Below are 17,976 nucleotides of genomic sequence, written 5' to 3'. Positions count from 1 at the left end.
GTCTGTCAGGCGGCGAAACGCCGTTTGCGGTCTTATGGCCACGACAGCTCGACGCCTCGCTTTACTAGCCGGCGCTGGAACGCTTCCAGCCGCTCTTTTTTTAGACGCACCTCCTTCGGAATGACGCCTTCATCCAGGCAGAACGCCGCCAGCGCCCCCGCAGCTTCCCCGATGTTCCACTCTACGGGATGGAGCCGGTAACAGCCGTTGGTGATATGCGTCGTGCCGATATTTTTGCAGGCCGGCAGCAAATTGATTAGCCGGACCGGAAGGAGCGAGCCCAGCGGAATTTGAAACGGGAGCGACGGAATATCGATGTAGTTCCGTCCCCCCGAGCTCGGATGCAGATCGATATGATAGAAGCCGATCCCGACGCTGTCGTCGAACGTTTGCGCTCCGGATTCCCCCCGGATCTCGGGGCTGACATGCTGCTCAAGCACCGTAAATTCGGCGCGGATTCGCCGGGATTCGCGGATGTAAGGCATCTTCGCAAGGCCGTCCCGGGTGCCCACGACATCCCGCCTCAGCCGCAGTCCCGGATAACCCAGCTTGCCGTCGGGCCGCGGAGCCTCCGTCTGCATCCAATAGAGCAGCGACAAGCTGAGCTGCTTCGCGGCCTCCAAATGAGAGCGCCGTTCCTCGGGCGTCACGTCGATGATCGGTCCCAGCCAATAATCGTTCTGCGGCCAGTTGACCGCCGTGATGTCGCTTGCGAATAAGCCGGGCCGGAACTGCGACCGGTCGAGAATACGCCGATACCGCCACAGCGAAAATTTGTCTCCTTGCGGAAACAAGGCATATTCCACGGGCTCATGCGTACGAGGGCTGGGCGATTGCCAGCTAAGCTGAGGCGCCGGCCAAAAATCGGCCCGCCAGGCGCGCCAGAAATCGTACTGCTTCGGACGTTCGATCGTATGATCTTCGCCTTCTAAATAATCCATGGCAAAGCAATAGGTGAAAGCCTGCATATCCTGCGGCATGGCGGGTCCGCCGACCGCATGGGGCTCTCCCGTCTCCGCGGCGGATTCGGCGCCGGTGACATATTCCGCGCCGACCAGCGGAAGCAGGTCGCCGCAATCCGTCGCATCCAGAAAATAGGCGCCCGTCACGGTAAGTCTCGTTCCGTCGTCCTCATGCTCCAAGGTGACGCCCCGCACCCGGTCGCCGTCCGTTTCGGCGGCCACGGGCCTGACTCCCTTGACGACGGTGACGGCTCCGCTATGCACGTAAGGGGCAAGCATCGCCTCCAGTACGGCCAGCGCGGCCCGGGGCTCGTGGCTGATGCGGCTCACCATGGCGTTGCCGGGGTTGAACAGCGGCTGGAAGGCGGCGGACGCCTTCAACGGGAAATTCCGTTTATAGTAAGAGCGGACGCCTTCCCGGAATTGGCGGTAGGCAAGCGTGCAGCCGTACTGCTCGATCCACGGATGCTCATCCGGCGGCACGGCTTGGCTCGTCAATTGGCCGCCGATCCAATCGCTCTCCTCGGTCAAGATCACGGTTTTTCCGGCTTCCGCCGCGGCCAGCGCTGCGGCGCATCCCCCCGTGCTTGCGCCGATAATTATCACGTCGGCTTTCGCTTCGGTCTCTCTCACGCTCCGCGCTCCTCCCTACTTCTGGAAATCCGAAGGGGTTTTCCCGGTGTATTTCTTGAATATTCTTGCAAAATAGCTGGGGTCGTGATAACCGAGCCGATCGGCCACTTCATAAACCATCGCGTCGTCATCCTTCAGCAGGTGAATGGCCTTCTCGATTTTTTTGCGCAGCACGTATTCGGAGAACGATTCTCCCGTCGCCTCTTTAAAAATGCGGCTCAAATACGATACGTTGATGTGCACGTGACGAGCCGCTTCTTCGCGGCTGATATTATCCATGATGCGTTCCTCCACGAACGCTTCGATGCTTCGCACCAGCTTCGCCTTCTGATCGGTGCGGAAGCCTTCAAAATCGGAGCAAAGCGCTTCGAACCGGGCGGTCCACCAAATCCGCATGTCTTCCGCGCCGCGAAAGCGTTCGGGCTCGCGAAAACGCATCATCTCTTCGTCCGACAGCGTTTCATCCAGCCTCTTGCCCAAGCGCTGCACCAGAGCGGCGTACAGCCCGGCAAACTGGAAGGCGATCTCCCGCAGGTTTCCTCTCGGCAGCCCGGAGGCCGGGGCCGAATTAAAGTAACGCAGCAGCAGCTCCTCGAGCTGCTTCCGGTCTCCCGTCTCCACGCAATGAACCACGAGCTCGCGATCCGTCTCGTTCAAGTAGATTCCCCGGTCCGAGCGCGGCAGCACCAATCCTTCGTGCAGAATGACGCCCGGACCGACCGTCCACTTCAACCGCAGCGCATGCAGGGCGGCTTTGAACTGCCGAGGCGCTTCCACCGCTTCCGCGTCCGCGGCTCCGATCCCGACGGTGACCGTCGCCTTCAAATAGCGGGCGATTTCATGCTTCGCCCGCTCGACCCATGTCATAAACGGCTCCGCACCCTCGTGCCGCTCCGTCTGATAAAGCGCTACGGTCTGACCGTTCCCTCTCGCATAGACGATTCCTCTGCCTTCAAGAAGCTCCTCGGCGATATTGTGCATGCCGAACTGCAGCAGGCGAATGTCATTGGGGGAGTACTTGCCCTCTTCCGCATCCAGCTCGAACACCGCCACCGACGTTCTCCCGTCCAAATGGAAGGGGATATCCAGGAATTCGATATTTTCCTGCAGCAATCCCCGATCCGTCCGATCCGGACCGTTCAGCCAATCTTCGAGAAACGCCGCACGGAGAAGGGGCAATTGCGTTCTGAACTTATCCATGAAGGCGGCCGCGACGTAGTGCTCTTCCCGCTCCTTCAGCCACTTCGCGCGCAGCTTGAGCAGCTCCTCCTCCAACTGCTCCTTCCCGACCGGCTTGAGCAAGAACGATTTGACTCCGAGGTACAGGCAGCGCTGCGCATATTCGAACTCGTCGTATCCGCTTAAGATCACGATTCGCACGTCCGGCCTCCGCTCCAGCACCGCCTCGGCCATGGCCAGACCGTCCATGACGGGCATGCGGATGTCGCAAATCACCAGATCGGGGCTTGTGCGATCGAACAGCTCCAGCCCTTCCTTGCCGTTGGCCGCCGTCCCTGCCAGTTCGAATCCGATGCCCTCCCAATCGACCATCTCAGAAAGTCCTTTGCGCACTCTCGGTTCATCCTCTACGATGATGGCTTTCATAAGCATCCGTCGATCTCTCCAATCGGTTCAAGTGGATCATGATCGTCACTTTGGTTCCTATGCCGGCATCGCTGTCGATCGCGAAACGCATGTCGTCCCCATACAGGATATACAGGCGCTGGTACAAGTTCTTCAGCCCGTAGGTTTTGTTGCCGCTTCCCCCTTCCTCGTGAATTTCCGCCCACAGCTCGCGCAGTTTGTCCGCCTCGATGCCGACTCCCGTATCGGAGACGGAACATTGCAGGTACTCGCCCGACCGCTTGATGCCGATTTGCAGCAGGCAAGTACCGGCCACCGCTTCCAGACCGTGCACAATCGCATTCTCGACGACAGGCTGGAGCATCAGCTTCATGACTTTGACATCCAGCAAGGAAGGATCGACATCCCAGACGACTTCGAATTTCTCCATATGACGGAACTGCTGAATGCGAAGATAGCAGCGCAGATGCTCAATCGTTTCCGACAGGGGAATGAAATCTTTCCCCCTGCTTAAGCTGATTCGGAAAAACCGCGACAAATCCAGAACCAACGAACCGATCTCCTTCACTCCGCTCTCCAGCGCCACCCAATAGATGGAGTCGAGCGTGTTGTAGAGGAAATGCGGATTGACCTGCGACTGCAAAAATTTCAGCTCGATTTCCTTCTTGTGAAGCTGTTCCGAATAAATCTGCTTGCGCATCTGCTGCTCGTTCGCGACCATTTGATTAAACTTTTGCTGCAAATAACCGAGTTCGTCCATCCGGCGGATCGGGATCGGAACGAAGGGAAGCCCTTTCTCCACCCGCATCATTCCGGTCATCAGCCGCTTGATCGGCTGCGACAGCTGCATGTACAGCAAGGCGAACAACAGCAGAGAAAAGACCGACAACAGAGCAAGCAACGCCAGGACGATTTGCCTCATGACCGTGACATCGCTGAAGACGGCCGATTCCGGCATGACGAGGGACACCGTCCACCCCGATACGTCCGACCGCTTGCGAATGACGAAGAAGGTTTTGCCGTTTAGCTCGACTCCCCGCAGCAGGCCTGTATCCGCTTCTTCCTTTAAAGGGATGCCGGACAGGTCGGCTGTCCGGATGTCGGGGTTGCCTGCCGCATACACCGTGCCGCCGCGTTCGTCGGCGACGACGATGCCGGTGCCTTCAATGCCGTTCACCTCGCCGATCAATTTGCCCAGCACGCTTTTGTCGCTGTTCAATAACAGCACATGCTCGGCTCCGTTCCCGGTCCGCATTCTTCTGGCGACACTGAAGGTCGACGCCCCGCCGTCCAGTGTAAATGAAGGAACCGCATCGATCAGACCGTTGCCGATATAGGGCGAATCTCGGTATTTGAGCACCGTATCGAGCCAATCGGGTTGCCTGCCTTCCGGCAGCGTATAGATACCGTCAGCGGTAGTCAGCATCTTTCCGGAGTCCGGGCTGTAAATGCCGATCGAATAAATAAACTCGTTGGCCACGGAGAACCCTTTAAGCTGCTTCAAAGCCTCGATCATCGACCCTACCGATCCGGCCGCGTCAAAGCTAGGGTTCACCTTCAGCAAGTTCTGCAGCTCCGAGTCGGCCACGATCGAATCGGAGAGACGGATCACGTTCTTCAGGTAGACGTCGATATTGCCCGCCACCGTCTGAACCGATTGCTGCGCCGAATCTCCGATTTTTCGCTCCAGGACGTGCTGAAACCAGCTCATCAGCGAGAAGGTCACAACGGCAAACAGCATCAAATTGCCGATGACGATGCGGACAAACCGTCCCTTGATCGTGGTTGTTTTAAGCCAGGATGCTCCATTCTTCATGCCGATCACCGCTTCGCTCCGTCATTTCGTTCCTACTCTATTATTTCTTGTTAGTATACCAGTCCGCCACCTCTTTCATAATGGTGTCTCCGCCTTTGGCCTTGTAGCTCGCAACGAAACCGTCGAACGCGCTGACGGGCAGATCGCCGATAATGATCTTGGTGAACGTCTCCTGGCGCAATTTGTCCAGAGCGCTCTGGTTTTCCACCATGGCCGGGGTCGGCGCGCCGGTGAAGGCGTTCGGAATGCCGTACTGATTCGACAGCTTGATCATGTCGTTCAATTTGAACTGAGGACCGAGCGCTTCCATCTTCTGCTCGTTCAGTTCTTTGGGCTGCATCAACATGAGCTGCTGGCGGTAGCCGTACTTGTTATGGTTGTCGAAATTCAGCTCAATGGCGCCGTCCTTCTTCGTATACATGAAATTTTCGCCGTATTGATCGAACCCGAAGACGAATTTGTCGCGGTTCTCCGGCACAGCCTGCCAATCGAGCAGCTTCAGAATCGCGTCGACGTTCTGCGCCTTGCTGGAGATGACGGCGATCGATTTGTATCTGGCGCCTCCGAAGACGCCCTGCTTGCCGCCGGGTCCGACCGGCGGAGCGATCGCTATCCAATCGGCGTTCGGATCGTTCTGCTTGCTCGTTTGGATCTCGCTGCGGGCGGCTGCCCAGCTGCTCTCGTACAAGCCGGCCTTCCCGTTGGCCACTTTCTCCTCGTAAGCGGCCTTCTTCGTAATCGGCCACTCGTTATCCAGCACTTTGTCGGCAAACAGCTGATGAATATAGGCGAGAGCGTCCTTCATTTCGGGTTGGATGTCCGCCGGCACAAGGGTGCCGTTCTTCTCCATCCAATAGCCCGGAATGACCCCGAAAGCGCCGAACAGGTTCGACCACGCCAGCATGTTGTCGTAAGCGATAAGGCCTAGCGTATCGGCTTTTCCGTTGCCGTCCGGATCCTGATCTTTGAAAGCTTTGGCTACCTTGATATAATCGTCCAGCGTCTTCGGCACGTCCAGCTTCAGCTTATCCAGCCAATCTTTGCGGATATAAACGTTGTCCGTCGCCGAATTGCCGTCGGCCAACACGGGGATGCCGTATATGCCGCCATCGTAGGTAACCGCATCCCACGTTTCGGGATAAACCGCATTCTTCAAGTTCGAGTAAGCATCCAGCTTGCCGTCAAGCTTCATGATGGCGCCGAGCTTGGCATTGTCCATCAGCCAGCTTTGATTGGCGCTGGGAATGACGAACAGGTCGGGAATGTCGCCTGACGCCAGCATCAGATTCAGCTTGTTCATATACTCGTCGGCCGCCGCCGGTCCGTACTGGATCTGCAGATCGACCCCCGTTTCTTTGCGGAGCATCGTCATCCACGGATTGTTGTTGATGTCCTCCCCGTCGGGGAACTTCGCTCCTCCCATGATGAACGCCTTCACGACCGGCTGACCGGCCGCAGGCGCCGCATTTTTCCCCGTTACCTCCTTGCCTTTGTCCGAAGCGCATCCGGTCAGCGCAGATCCGGCCAATGACGCCAGCAGCAGGATCGAGATAAACTTTGCTCTCATGCCGCGAACCCTCCTCTGTTTTTTTGACGCTTGCACCTTCATAGCCTATCGGCGGCGAGCCTTACTCCTTGACGGCTCCCAGCATCACCCCTTTGGCGAAATAATGTTGCACGAACGGATAAATCGCAATCATCGGGACAACGCTGGCGATAATCGTCGCCGCCTTCAAGCTTTCCGGGGAGATCAGCGTCGCGCCCGAATAATCGATCAAGTTCATGTTGGAATCGTCAAGGACGATCACATTCCGCAGATACACTTGCAGCGGCAGCAGATTTGAATTGTTGATATACATTACCGCATCGAAGTAAGAATTCCAATGCATCACCGCGTAAAAAAGCGTAAGCGTTGCCATGGCCGGAAGGGACAGCGGGACGAACAGACGCCGCAAAATGACGCCGTGGCCCGCGCCGTCGATTCGGGCCGACTCCACCAGGCTTTCGGGAATCGTCTGGAAAAAATTTTTAAGCAAAATCAAGTTGAAGGCGCTGACTGCGGAAGGCAGGAGCAACGACCAGATCGTATCGAGCAGATGCAACTGCTTGAGCAGCAGAAAGGTCGGAATCATGCCGCCGTTGAAGATCATGGTGAAGATGACCATATTCATGACCAGTCCCCGCCCTTTCAAATGCTTGCGCGACAGGGAATAAGCCATCAGGCAGGTCAGCGTCATGTTGATGGCCGTGCCGAGCGCGGTGCGGATGATCGCGACGCCGAACGACCGATAGAACGCGCCGTCCTGCAGCAGTTGCTTGTAAGCTTCCAGTTGCCATCCGACAGGGTAAACCGATACGCGGTCGGACACGATGGCCGTATGGCTGCTGAGCGACTGCGCAAGGACGTGTAAGAACGGAAACAGCGCGGCCAGACCCATCAGGAAGAGCAGCGCGAGATTCGCGGCATGGCCGATCTTCTCGGACAGCGTCAAATAACGCATTACCAAAGCCCTCCTCCGCCGAACCGCTTCGACAGCCCGTTCGAAATATAAATCAGGATGAGGCCGACGACGGATTGGAACAAACCGACCGCGGTAGCGAAGCTGTATTTCTGCTCGGTCAATCCGACGCGGTAGACGTAAGTGTCGATAATATCGCCGACGTCGTACACGAGCGGATTATAGAGCATGAATACTTGCTGGACGCCGAGCTCCAGAACGGAGCCGAGGCGCAGAATCAGCAAGATGATAATGGTGTTGCGAATGCCCGGGAGCGTGATATGCCATATTTCGCGCCATTTCTTGGCCCCGTCCATGCGGGCGGCTTCGTACAGCGTGGGATCGACGCCCGCAATCGCCGCCAAATAAACGATCGACGCCCAGCCGGATTCTTTGAGGATATCGCTGATCACGACAATGCTGCGGAAATATTCCTTATGCCCGAGGAACAGCACGGGATCCATCCCGAAGAGATGCAGAATCGCATTCACGATGCCGGTCGGCGACAGCGCCTGGATGACGATGCCTCCAAAGATGACCCAAGAGAAAAAGTGGGGGATATAGACCAGCGTCTGCATCGTCTTCTTGAACCATCGGATGCGCACTTCGTTCAGCATGAGCGCGAGCAGAATCGGAACCGGAAAGCCGAATACGAGCTTGTACAAGCTGATCAGAATCGTATTGCGAAACACTCTCACAAATTCGTCGTCCGTAAAAAAACGGACAAAGTGCTTCAAGCCGACGAATTCGCTTCCGGCAATGCCGAGAAACGGGCTGTAATCCTGAAAAGCGATGATAATGCCGTACATCGGCAAATATTTAAAGATAATGAAATAGGCAACGCCGGGCAGAAGGAACAAATAGAGCATCCAATCGGCTCGAAACGATTTTTCAAGGCCCTTCACAAGCACCCATCACTCCGTTCTCCGGCGGCCCAGAACGTATTCCGCCGCCGCTTGCTGTAAATCAGCCGTAGAGTCGTATAGAAGCAGCATCGGCACTCCCCGCAAGAAATCCGCATCGTAAGGCGAGCCGAAATGGATCCAGACCGATTTCGGTCTCCGCATCAGGCTCTCGCGGCATGCTTCCAGCACTTCCTTGCGCATCGGCTTCGGATAGCCGGCGGCTACGAGCACCGTACCGGAACCATTGGTCCCGGCGATGGCGCCGGGCAGCCGGGACTCGTCGTCGACAACGATCTCGTCGGCCAAGGCGCCTGCGCTCCGCAAGAGATCCGCGAAGCGCGCAGCTTGAGCGTCGCGAATGAGCGTAACGGCTTCGGGCAGACGCCCGTCCTTCGCCAGCGGCCTCATCCCGTGAATCGGCGTGACGGCCTTTCGGGCCGCCGCGAGGCTCACCGCCCGGTCGGACTCTCGGTCCGTCGCCGCCGGATCGAACGGGCGCAGCTCGAACGCTTCCGGCAGGAGACCGTACTTCCGCTTCACCGCCAGAATGCGTTCCACAGACTCGTCGATCCGCCGCTCCTCGAGGCGGCCGTCCCGAACCGCGTTCAGGACCGCATCGATCAAAGACAGCGCCAGTTCGCCGCTCGGCACCGTCGCGAGAAGAATGTCGGCGCCTGCAGCAACCGCCCGGATGCAAGCCTCCTCCATGGAGAAGCGCTTCGTCACCCCTCTCATCGACAGTCCGTCCGTGACGACAAGACCGTTAAAACCGAGCGTTTCGCGCAAGATTCCCGTCGTGATCGCATGCGACAAGGAAGCCGGCAAGCCGCTCGGGTCCAACGCCGGCGCCGCGATATGCCCGACCATGACGGCCTCGACGCCGGTCTCGACGGCCCGGCGGAACGGCACGAATTCGAACGATTCCAGCCGCTGCCTGCCGAACGGAAGCACCGGCAAATCTTCGTGGGAATCCACGTGCGTATCGCCGTGGCCGGGGAAATGCTTGGCCGTCGCGATCAGCCCGTGCTCCTGGTAACCGCGGATGACGGCCGAGCCGAGACGGGAGACCATCTCCTTGTCCTCCCCGAACGAATGCGTACCGATCACCGGATTGTCCGGATTGTTATTAATATCCACGACGGGGCTGTAGTTGAAATTAACCCCCATTGCCAACGATTCCGCCGCCGTGATGCGCCCCGACTCGTAGGCAAGCGCTTCATCTTCGGACACGGCCAAGGCCCTATTTTTCGGAAAATGAACGGCCCCCCGACGCAGCTTGCAGCCGGCTCCGGCGATGAAGTCGGCGGAGATGAACAGCGGGATGCCAAGCCGCGTGCCAAGCGCCGCCCGCTGCAGCTCCGTCGTCAAGCGGTGTACCTGCTGCGGCTCCTCCAGACAATCGGTGCCGAGAAAGATGCCACCGACGCAGCGGTCCTCAATCAATGTTCTCGAAATCGCCGTCATCCCGGTGCCAAGGTGATTGACGGCAAACATTTGTCCGACCTTTTCCTCCAAGCTCAGATCCGATAGCCGCAAGATGTCCTCCCTCGCTTCTTCTCCTGCCGTCCGGCGAAGACGAAGATCGTTCGCTCGTCTAGCCGGGCCGGCTCCCGTTTATTGTAAGACGCCGCCCGTAGCGAAGGTAAGGCAAATCCGTGCCGTGTTCCGGTACTCTTGTGACCTGATTGCGCTTGGACCGTACGCGGGCATCTCTGACTTCAGCGTCCCCAATCGCTTAACAGCTCGATGATCAGCATGACGTTTCGCAAGATGTGATACGGGTCTTTGACGGGAAGCGCGACCACTTGTTCGGACGGCTCGCCTTCGCGCGTGCGGATTTGAATCCACTCGCCTACGGATTTGTCGTCGTTCGGAAATACGGCGAACGTATAACGGTGCAAGCGTTCGTACCAGTCCGCGAGTTCGTCGTCGCCGGACAACCGGTAACCGAGCAGCGCCGCATACAGCGATTCCGAATGCGGCCACCACAATTTCATGCTCCACGTCGTTTCGATCAGCGCTTCAAACCGTTCCGCTCCGTTGTCCCCCATCGTTCGCCGTCCCGAAGGAGGCCCCCCTTCCTTGTCTACATAACGGAGCAAACCGCCGTATTCGTCGTCCCAACCGAGCGCAAGCGCCCGCTTCACCGAGACGATTGCCTTCCGGATAGATTCGCCGTTTCCCGTCTCGGCCGCTTCCCGCATCACGAACCACATGCTTTCGAGGGAATGTCCGGGATTGAGATGCCGCAGAAGCAGACGTTCGTTCTCATCCCGCTCCGCTGCCTCATCGGCAGCCAGCACCTCGCGGATGCGCCCCTGCGAATCGCGGAAGCGCATCATAATGTCGTCCATGTAGGCGGCGCTCCTGTGCCGGAACCGCTCGGCTTGTCCCCCGTCCGCGGACCGCCACGCATCCGCCAGCTCCTGAGCGGCATTGAGCATAATCATCGAATAGCCGTGCGACGCCAGGTTATCCGGTACGGGATACGGCTCGCTCCGCACCTTCTTGGCGCGCAGACGCCTTTCCACCGACTCGTAAAGCAGCGCCGCCTGCCGAAGCGCCTCCCGATCGCCGGCAACCCGGCCATACTCGGTGTACCCTAGAATCACGAAGCAGTCCGCGTAAAAACTCGTGTCGTACCCATAACCCGGGATCGGCTCTTTCGGTTCCCCGTCCTCCGTTAGCAGAAACGCGCAGTTGCCGTTCGGAAGAAGGGCGTGCCGGTGCAAAAATCGATACGTCCGCTCGGCCTGCTCCATATAGAGGTTCGGATCGCCGTCCGCCAGCTTCCGCGCGCACAAGTCGGCGAGCCGCGACCATATCCACAGAAATCGTCCTTGCGACCACGTATATTTGTCCGAACTGAGTCGGCGTTCCCCGCGGTTGTCGAAGCAAGTATAGACGCCTCCGCGGACCGGATCGACGGCCCGCTCCCAGAAGGGGAGCAGATCCTGCCGCAGGACCGAGCGGTAAAAGATCAGCAGCTTCTCCCGTTCCCATGCTTCCCGTATCAATTCGTTCTCCGCCTTTCGCTTTTTTTATCCGACGGAATCATTATAAGAAGCGAACTCCGCACCGGATAGGCGAATCCGGTGCCGCAAATGCGGACGATCGTGACCAATTCAAGCAACGGTCACAATCGTCCTGATTTTTTTACAATTTTCATCTACTCCGGATTTTTCGGTGGTGGTAGCTTGGGGATAGCTCTGCAGATAAAGGGGGTATCGACTTGCCGTCTACCAAACGGCGATTGGCCGCAATTGCTTCGGCAGACAGCGATTTATTGTCCTGTATGAAAATGCTCGATCCCAGGCTGACGATCGTTCACCCGAAAGATGCGCTTGCGCTGGCGGATCACCCGGCAGACGCATACGCCATCCTGGGAGGAACCGAGCCGTATCCGCTCCTTCTCCCCCCGCCGGTCCGAACGTTCATCGAGCGCGAGATCGCGGCCGGCAAACGCGTGTTTGCGGAATTTGCGGGAAGCATCGGCAACGTGTACTTTGAAGCGCCTTCCTCGACGCGTTATGTCCGGCTGGCCGTCGCCTCCGAGGGATGGCTGGACGGCGAGCCGCGGGGCGGACTCATCGACGACCAGTGCGGCGAACGATTGCGCCCGCATGCTTTTACCTGCTCCAAAAAAGCGCCGCTCCTGTCGTATGTCAACGTACAAGCCCATGACCGGACGCCGCCGAATGAAGAATGGAACGCCGAAGCTGCGGACCGGGAACGCGCCCTGTGGTTTGAACAGAATGACTGTCTTCTCGTATGCGCGTTCCGGCTGGCTATGTTCTCCCGCGCGCGCCATGCCCCGCACGATCGCGTTCGCAAACTCGTTCGTTACATTCTTGGCTGGCTGTACGGACAGGAAATCCCGGATTTCGAATTTCCCCGCCACTATCGTTTGGCCGCCGCCATTGCGCCCCCAAGCGGCGGACAGCGCCTAAGCGGCCCGGAACCTGCTGCGGGCGAGATCCGGACGGGCGCCGAACGCGCGCTAGGGTGGGCAGAGCGGGCCGGCATTCTTCAAAACGAAGGCAAGGACGGAGCTTTGGAGGGATTAGGGACGGAGATCGACTATTCGGGCCGCCAGAGAGTGAGCCGAATCCGGCGCGCCGACTGCATCGGCGAGCTTGCGCTTGCTTACTGGCTTCATTCCCGGGTAAGCGGGGATTCCCGAAGCGATCGCATATCCGGACGCCTGGCCGGATATGTCCTGGATCATTTCGTGTGCCGGGAGCCGGGACCGTTGTTCGGCATGATGCGCTGGACGGACGAAGCATGGGGCGTCTGCTATCAGGACGATGCCGCCCGCGCGCTGCTCCCCCATCTGTTCCGCTGTCTGTATGAGGGAACGACGGAACGGCTGAAGGAATGCGAGGACGTTCTCCTCTTCCTGATTCGCACGACCGGAACGGACGGAACTCGCCCCTCCCGCACCGACAACCATCTGCTGACGGAAGAAGCGTTAGAGCGGCTGCGAACGACCCCCGGCAACTTGCCCAGCGCCCATTACAACGCCTATTATTACGCCGCTCTTAGTGTGGCGTACCGTTTGACGGGACGGGAACAGTTCCGGGAGACGGCAATCAAGGGCCTCTCGTCGATCATGGCCGTCTATCCCGCGACAAGGCGGGAGCAGAGCCAAACCCAGGAGCTTTGCCGGCTCATTCTCCCCCTCTCTTGGCTGTACGCCGTCACAGGCTCGGAGGAACACCGCGAGTGGCTCTACCGGGTAGCCGGCGATCTGCAGGCATTCGCGCACGATAGCGGCGCCTATGTGGAGTGGGATGAAGGCTACCTGGCCGCGATGCGCCACAGAGCGGGCGAAGGCGAGAGCTCGCTGTTGGCCCGCAACGGGGACCCTGTCGCGGATCTGCTCTATTCGAACAACTGGCTGCCGCTGGCTTGGATTCAAGCTTACTTCGTGACGGGAGACCGGTGGTTCAGGCAAAAATGGCTGGAGACCGTCCGCTTCTTCCTCGGTGCGCAAATTGTCAGCCCGGATTCGCAGATCGACGGCGCTTGGGCCCGGGCACTCGATGTCGAACGAATGGAAGTGTTCGGTTCTCCGGCCGATTCCGGCTGGGGTCCGTGGGCGATCGAATCCGGCTGGACGGTTGCCGAGATTGCCGCCGGAATGCTAATGGGATTGCTCGAAGACGAACTGCTGCCGCTGCATGCCGCAGTCGGCCACCACCAAACGAAAGGATGAATCCGCTTGAAAAAATTCGGACTTACGCTAACGACCGCCGCTTTACTGGTCTTGACGACGAACGCCTGCGGATCCGGCGGTACGGCGAACGACGCCGCGACTTCCGATACGGGGAACGCATCGAACGCCAATACGCAAGAAGCTTCTACGCAAGAAGCTTCCGGGGGAACCGTCGAATTGACGTTCGGCTTTAACGGAGGCGACGGTCCTACCTATGATTTGTACAAATCCATTTTTAAGGAATACGAAAGCGCGCATCCGAACGTCAAAATTACGCCTCAGGCGATTGCCAAAGATTTCACCTCGACCATCATGACACGGATTGCCGGCGGCAACGCGCCGGATGTTTTCTGGATGAGCAACCAGGATATGCCTTCGTTCGCGGATCGCAACGCCCTGCTCGATTTGACGCCGTATGACGGCAAGGACTTCCAAAGCGGCGATTTCCTGGACAACATCATGGCCGGGTACAAATGGAAGGGCAACATTTACGGCCTTCCCGGCGATGCGGCTCCGATCGTGCTTTTCTACAACAAAGAGCTGTTCGATCAAGCCAAAGTCGACTATCCGAAAGCGGGGATGTCGTGGGACGATCTGCTGCAGAAGGCCCAAGCGCTCACCGTCAAGAAAGGGGATCAAATCGAGCAGTACGGTTACGCTCAGGACGTCACCTGGAACTTCTGGGCGCCGTTCGTATGGCAGAACAACGGCGACATCCTCAGCAGCGACGGCACGAAGTCGGCCATCAACTCGCCCGAATCGTCCGAGGCTTTTACCTTTATCCGCAGCCTGATGAACGAGCATAAGGTGGCTCCCACGGCCAGCTCGATGCAAACGACGCCAAGCTATCAGCTGTTCCAGCAAGGCAAAGCGGCGATGTATTTCGGCGGCGCCTGGGTGGCTTCGACCATCCTGCGCGATACGAATTTCGAATGGGATGTCGTCGCTCCGCCGGCGGGCAAAACGAAGGCTACCGCCATGGCGCTCGGAGGCTTCGCCGTTTCCAAAACGACCAAGCATCCGGAAGAAGCCGTGAAATTTCTTTCTTGGCTGGCTGGCGAAGAAGGGCAGAAGCGTAAATTCGAGGGCGGCTTCGCCGGGCTGCCGACACTGAAATCGCTCATCAATACCCCGCTTGCCACCAAAGGCTTCGAACATCCGACTTATAAGAACATTCATCTCCAAGAAATCGTCGACTCCACCCAGTATGCCCGTGTCGCTCCGAGCTCGGCCAACTGGACGCAGATCAATGCCGAAATGACCAAACTGCTTCAACTGTACTGGAACGGAGAGCAGGAAATCGGGCCCACGCTGGAAAGCGTCGATAAGAAAATCAACGAGATTCTCTCCGGCAAGTGAGAAGAAGTGAAAGGGGGGGGCTCCATGAGCGCCTTTTACAGAAAACGAAGCCTAACCGGTTACCTGTTTATCTCGCCTTGGTTGATCGGATTGGCTTGCTTCACCTTGTTCCCGCTCCTTTATTCGTTCGGACTATCCTTTACCGACTGGAATATTCTCGAACCTGCGAAATTCGTCGGACTCGATAACTTCGACAAGCTCGCGCATGACCCGAATGTCCGCGATTCGCTCAAGGTGACGGCGATCTACGTCGTGTGCAGCGTGCCGCTGGGGACGGTGCTGAGCATTCTTCTCGCCGTGCTGTTGAATCAAAACGTGAAGGGGATGCGGATTTTCCGCACCCTCTTCTATCTTCCCTCCGTCGTGTCCGGCGTGGCGGTGTCCATGCTGTGGATTTGGATTTTCGAAAGCAACTACGGACTTTTAAATACGGTGCTTTCCTGGTTCGGCGTGAAAGGGCCGCATTGGCTGACAGATTCGAGCACCGCCCTGCTGTCAATCATCATCATGAGCTTATGGGGAGTAGGCGGCAGCATGGTCATCTACCTCGCCGGCCTTCAGAGCGTGCCGCGCTCGCTGCATGAAGCCGCAGAATTGGACGGCGCGAGCCGGGTACGCCGTTTCTGGAGCGTTACGGTGCCGATGCTGTCTCCGACCGTATTTTTTAATTTGATCATGGGACTGATCGGTTCGTTTCAGGTGTTCACCCAGGCGCTTGTCATGACCGGAGGAGGTCCGGGCAACGCCACTTTGTTTTATGTTTTGTATCTGTATCAGAACGCCTTTCAATTTTTTAAAATGGGCTATGCATCCGCGCTCGGCTGGCTGCTGTTCGTCATTATTCTGGTTCTGATTCTCGTCTTGTTCCAAACATCCAACCGCTGGGTGTACTACGAAGGCGAAGGTCCGGCGACCAGCCGCTCGAAGCGCCGAACGCGGCGTCCGCGCTCGGAAGGAGGTGCGGGGCGTGCGCCGCACTCGCATACTCGGTAAGACATTGACCTATTTATTGCTGCTCGCCTGTTCCGCCGTCTTCATGCTTCCGTTCCTCTTTATGCTGACGACGGCGCTCAAAAGTTCGGCCGCCGTTCTGACGATACCGCCGCAAATTTTCCCTTCCGTGTATCATTGGGAGAATTTCGGAGACGCCATGCGCATGATGCGGTTCTGGAGACTTCTGGGCAATACGGTGACGATTACAGGGCTCACCATTGTCGGCACCTTACTGTCCTGCACCCTGGTCGCCTTCGGCTTCGCCCGCTTCGACTTCAAGGGACGGAGCTTCTGGTTTCTCGTTCTCATCTCCACGATGCTCATTCCCGGCCAGATCACGATGATTCCACTTTATATTTTGATGAAGTGGCTCGGCTGGATCGATACGATCAAACCGCTTACGGTGCCGGCGTTTTTCGGTACGGCGTTTTACATCTTTCTGCTTCGGCAATTTTTCATGACCGTTCCGCGGGAGCTTGACGAAGCCGCCATCATCGACGGTTGCGGGCCGATGCGCCTCCTGCTCAAGATCATGCTTCCGTTAATACGGCCTGCGCTCGCTACGGTAACGATATTCACCTTTATGCATACGTGGAATGACTTTCTCGGTCCGCTCATCTATTTGCAATCCGACAATATGCGAACCTTGTCTCTTGGCCTTTACTCCTTTCAAGGCGAATACGTAAGCCAGTGGCATTATCTCATGGCGGCTTCCATTCTGCTCATGCTTCCCTGCTTGCTCGTTTTCTTCTTTTTCCAGCGTTATTTTATCGAGGGAACCACCGTTACCGGAATAAAAGGATGATAACCGAAATGCATGAACATGCATGCCCGGTCCGGATAAAGGGATGCGGCAACCCGGCCTGAGAAGGCGCAAGGCGGCGCATCCCTAATCTGCAGGGCGCATACGTCGCTTTGCAGGCGGCCTTCATTGAGACAAAAACTAAAATGCCCTCGAGATCTTTGATCTCGAGGGCAGGTTAATTTTATGATTGGTGCGCGTAGAGGGACTTGAACCCCCACGATTTCTCGCCAGATCCTAAGTCTGGTGCGTCTGCCAATTCCGCCATACGCGCTCAATAGGATATAAAGATTCCTTTTCGAAAGAAGAACCGGTCTTTCTCGATTGTCCGAGAAATGCGAGTTCATGTCGGGAAAAGTTCAGCGCGGTCTGCTGCGGGGAAAATGAAACGGATCAAGCGTTTATCGCCTCTCAACTCGGAAAAGGCGAAGCGCGCTAAATCCTAATCCGACGCGTCTGCCAATTCTGCCCCACACGCAGATAATGGTGATCAATCAATGGCGAATGGCTCTAATAATTGGCTGGGGATCTAGGATTCGAACCTAGGAATGACGGAGTCAAAGTCCGTTGCCTTACCGCTTGGCTAATCCCCAGCGATAAGCTCACTTATGGTGGAGGCTGAGGGGATCGAACCCCCGACCCTCTGCTTGTAAGGCAGATGCTCTCCCAGCTGAGCTAAGCCTCCGAATTGGTGACCCGTAGGGGATTCGAACCCCTGTTACCTCCGTGAAAGGGAGGTGTCTTAACCCCTTGACCAACGGGCCTTAGAAAGGGTAACTGGAGCTCTCAACCGGGATCGAACCGGTGACCTCATCCTTACCATGGATGCACTCTACCAACTGAGCTATGAGAGCATGTAAGGGATCCGGCCCGGCAGCGTCCTACTCTCCCAGGACCCTGCGGTCCAAGTACCATCGGCGCTGGAGGGCTTAACGGTCGTGTTCGGGATGGGTACGCGTGGAACCCCTCCGCCATCACCACCGGACCGAAATCACAGCAGCGAATAGCATAATATCACGTATTCGCCTTTTTGTAAAGCGGTAAATTTTACCGCTCAAGGCCTTGCGCCTTGATAACCGGATACGAAACGAATGCGCCCTTACGTGTCTTAGGATAAGCCCTCGACCGATTAGTACTCGTCAGCTCCACGCGTTGCCGCGCTTCCACCCCGAGCCTATCTACCTGGTGTTCTTCCAGGGGTCTTAC

At 57.6% G+C, this 17,976-nt stretch carries 13 protein-coding genes, 5 tRNA genes and 2 rRNA genes; 4 read left to right on the top strand and 16 right to left on the bottom strand.

Going from position 1 to position 17,976, the window contains the following annotated elements:
* Positions 1 to 32 precede the first annotated feature (32 nt).
* From G485_RS0113200 to G485_RS31510, 9 genes are all read right to left on the bottom strand, one after another.
* Entirely contained in the window at positions 33 to 1,595 is a 1,563-nt protein-coding gene (locus G485_RS0113200) for an FAD-dependent oxidoreductase (protein WP_027092949.1), read from the bottom strand.
* 15 nt (positions 1,596 to 1,610) lie between these two features.
* Positions 1,611 to 3,206, bottom strand: a complete 1,596-nt coding sequence (locus tag G485_RS0113195) for a response regulator (protein WP_156922329.1) — start codon at positions 3,204 to 3,206, stop codon at positions 1,611 to 1,613.
* Positions 3,175 to 4,995, bottom strand: coding sequence for a cache domain-containing sensor histidine kinase (locus tag G485_RS0113190; RefSeq protein WP_156922327.1), 1,821 nt, complete (start codon positions 4,993 to 4,995; stop codon positions 3,175 to 3,177). The genes G485_RS0113195 and G485_RS0113190 overlap by 32 nt, the downstream gene beginning before the upstream one ends.
* Before the next feature lie 40 nt (positions 4,996 to 5,035).
* Entirely contained in the window at positions 5,036 to 6,562 is a 1,527-nt protein-coding gene (locus G485_RS0113185; protein WP_027092946.1) for an extracellular solute-binding protein, read from the bottom strand.
* A gap of 61 nt (positions 6,563 to 6,623) precedes the next feature.
* Positions 6,624 to 7,496 carry a carbohydrate ABC transporter permease gene (locus tag G485_RS0113180; protein ID WP_027092945.1) on the bottom strand — a complete coding sequence of 291 codons (873 nt, stop codon included), beginning with the start codon at positions 7,494 to 7,496 and terminating at the stop codon, positions 6,624 to 6,626.
* A complete protein-coding gene (locus G485_RS0113175) occupies positions 7,496 to 8,398 on the bottom strand; it encodes an ABC transporter permease (protein WP_240489145.1) in 903 nt (300 codons plus the stop codon). Before G485_RS0113175 ends, G485_RS0113180 begins: the two co-directional genes overlap by 1 nt.
* 9 nt (positions 8,399 to 8,407) lie before the next feature.
* Complete coding sequence (locus G485_RS26370) at positions 8,408 to 9,934, bottom strand: glycoside hydrolase family 3 protein (protein WP_051318250.1); 1,527 nt, start codon at positions 9,932 to 9,934, stop codon at positions 8,408 to 8,410.
* Positions 9,935 to 10,116: 182 nt separating this feature from the next.
* On the bottom strand, positions 10,117 to 11,415 hold the full coding sequence (locus G485_RS0113165) for an AGE family epimerase/isomerase (protein ID WP_027092943.1): 1,299 nt from the start codon (positions 11,413 to 11,415) through the stop codon (positions 10,117 to 10,119).
* 266 nt (positions 11,416 to 11,681) lie between these two features.
* A complete protein-coding gene (locus tag G485_RS31510; RefSeq protein ID WP_420805775.1) occupies positions 11,682 to 12,023 on the bottom strand; it encodes a hypothetical protein in 342 nt (113 codons plus the stop codon).
* 429 nt (positions 12,024 to 12,452) lie between these two features.
* Here G485_RS31510 and G485_RS31505 point away from each other — a divergent pair, with 429 nt between their 5' ends.
* From G485_RS31505 to G485_RS0113145, 4 genes are read left to right on the top strand one after another with little or no spacing between them, the layout of a single operon-like run.
* The gene (locus G485_RS31505; RefSeq protein ID WP_420805774.1) at positions 12,453 to 13,616 is read left to right on the top strand and encodes a hypothetical protein; all 1,164 of its coding nucleotides are present in this window, start codon (positions 12,453 to 12,455) and stop codon (positions 13,614 to 13,616) included.
* 6 nt (positions 13,617 to 13,622) lie between these two features.
* Positions 13,623 to 14,975 carry an ABC transporter substrate-binding protein gene (locus G485_RS0113155; RefSeq protein ID WP_027092941.1) on the top strand — a complete coding sequence of 451 codons (1,353 nt, stop codon included), beginning with the start codon at positions 13,623 to 13,625 and terminating at the stop codon, positions 14,973 to 14,975.
* Between the two features lie 24 nt (positions 14,976 to 14,999).
* Positions 15,000 to 15,968 carry a carbohydrate ABC transporter permease gene (locus tag G485_RS0113150; RefSeq protein WP_027092940.1) on the top strand — a complete coding sequence of 323 codons (969 nt, stop codon included), beginning with the start codon at positions 15,000 to 15,002 and terminating at the stop codon, positions 15,966 to 15,968.
* Positions 15,943 to 16,773, top strand: a complete 831-nt coding sequence (locus G485_RS0113145; RefSeq protein WP_027092939.1) for a carbohydrate ABC transporter permease — start codon at positions 15,943 to 15,945, stop codon at positions 16,771 to 16,773. Before G485_RS0113150 ends, G485_RS0113145 begins: the two co-directional genes overlap by 26 nt.
* 188 nt (positions 16,774 to 16,961) lie before the next feature.
* Here the strand turns inward: G485_RS0113145 and G485_RS0113140 are convergent.
* The 7 genes from G485_RS0113140 to G485_RS0113110 all read right to left on the bottom strand — a co-directional run.
* Positions 16,962 to 17,044, bottom strand: a tRNA-Leu gene (locus G485_RS0113140).
* A gap of 244 nt (positions 17,045 to 17,288) precedes the next feature.
* A tRNA-Gln gene (locus G485_RS0113135) sits at positions 17,289 to 17,363 on the bottom strand.
* A gap of 16 nt (positions 17,364 to 17,379) precedes the next feature.
* Positions 17,380 to 17,455: transfer RNA gene (locus tag G485_RS0113130), tRNA-Val, on the bottom strand.
* Between the two features lie 4 nt (positions 17,456 to 17,459).
* Positions 17,460 to 17,534, bottom strand: a tRNA-Glu gene (locus tag G485_RS0113125).
* A gap of 14 nt (positions 17,535 to 17,548) precedes the next feature.
* A tRNA-Thr gene (locus G485_RS0113120) sits at positions 17,549 to 17,624 on the bottom strand.
* 14 nt (positions 17,625 to 17,638) lie between these two features.
* A 5S ribosomal RNA gene (gene rrf, locus G485_RS0113115) occupies positions 17,639 to 17,755 on the bottom strand.
* Positions 17,756 to 17,879: 124 nt separating this feature from the next.
* Positions 17,880 to 17,976, bottom strand: a 23S ribosomal RNA gene (locus G485_RS0113110); the annotation flags it as partial.

Source organism: Cohnella thermotolerans DSM 17683, from assembly GCF_000429825.1.
Lineage (GTDB): Bacteria > Bacillota > Bacilli > Paenibacillales > Paenibacillaceae > Cohnella > Cohnella thermotolerans.
This window is presented reverse-complemented; position numbering and strand designations above follow the sequence as displayed.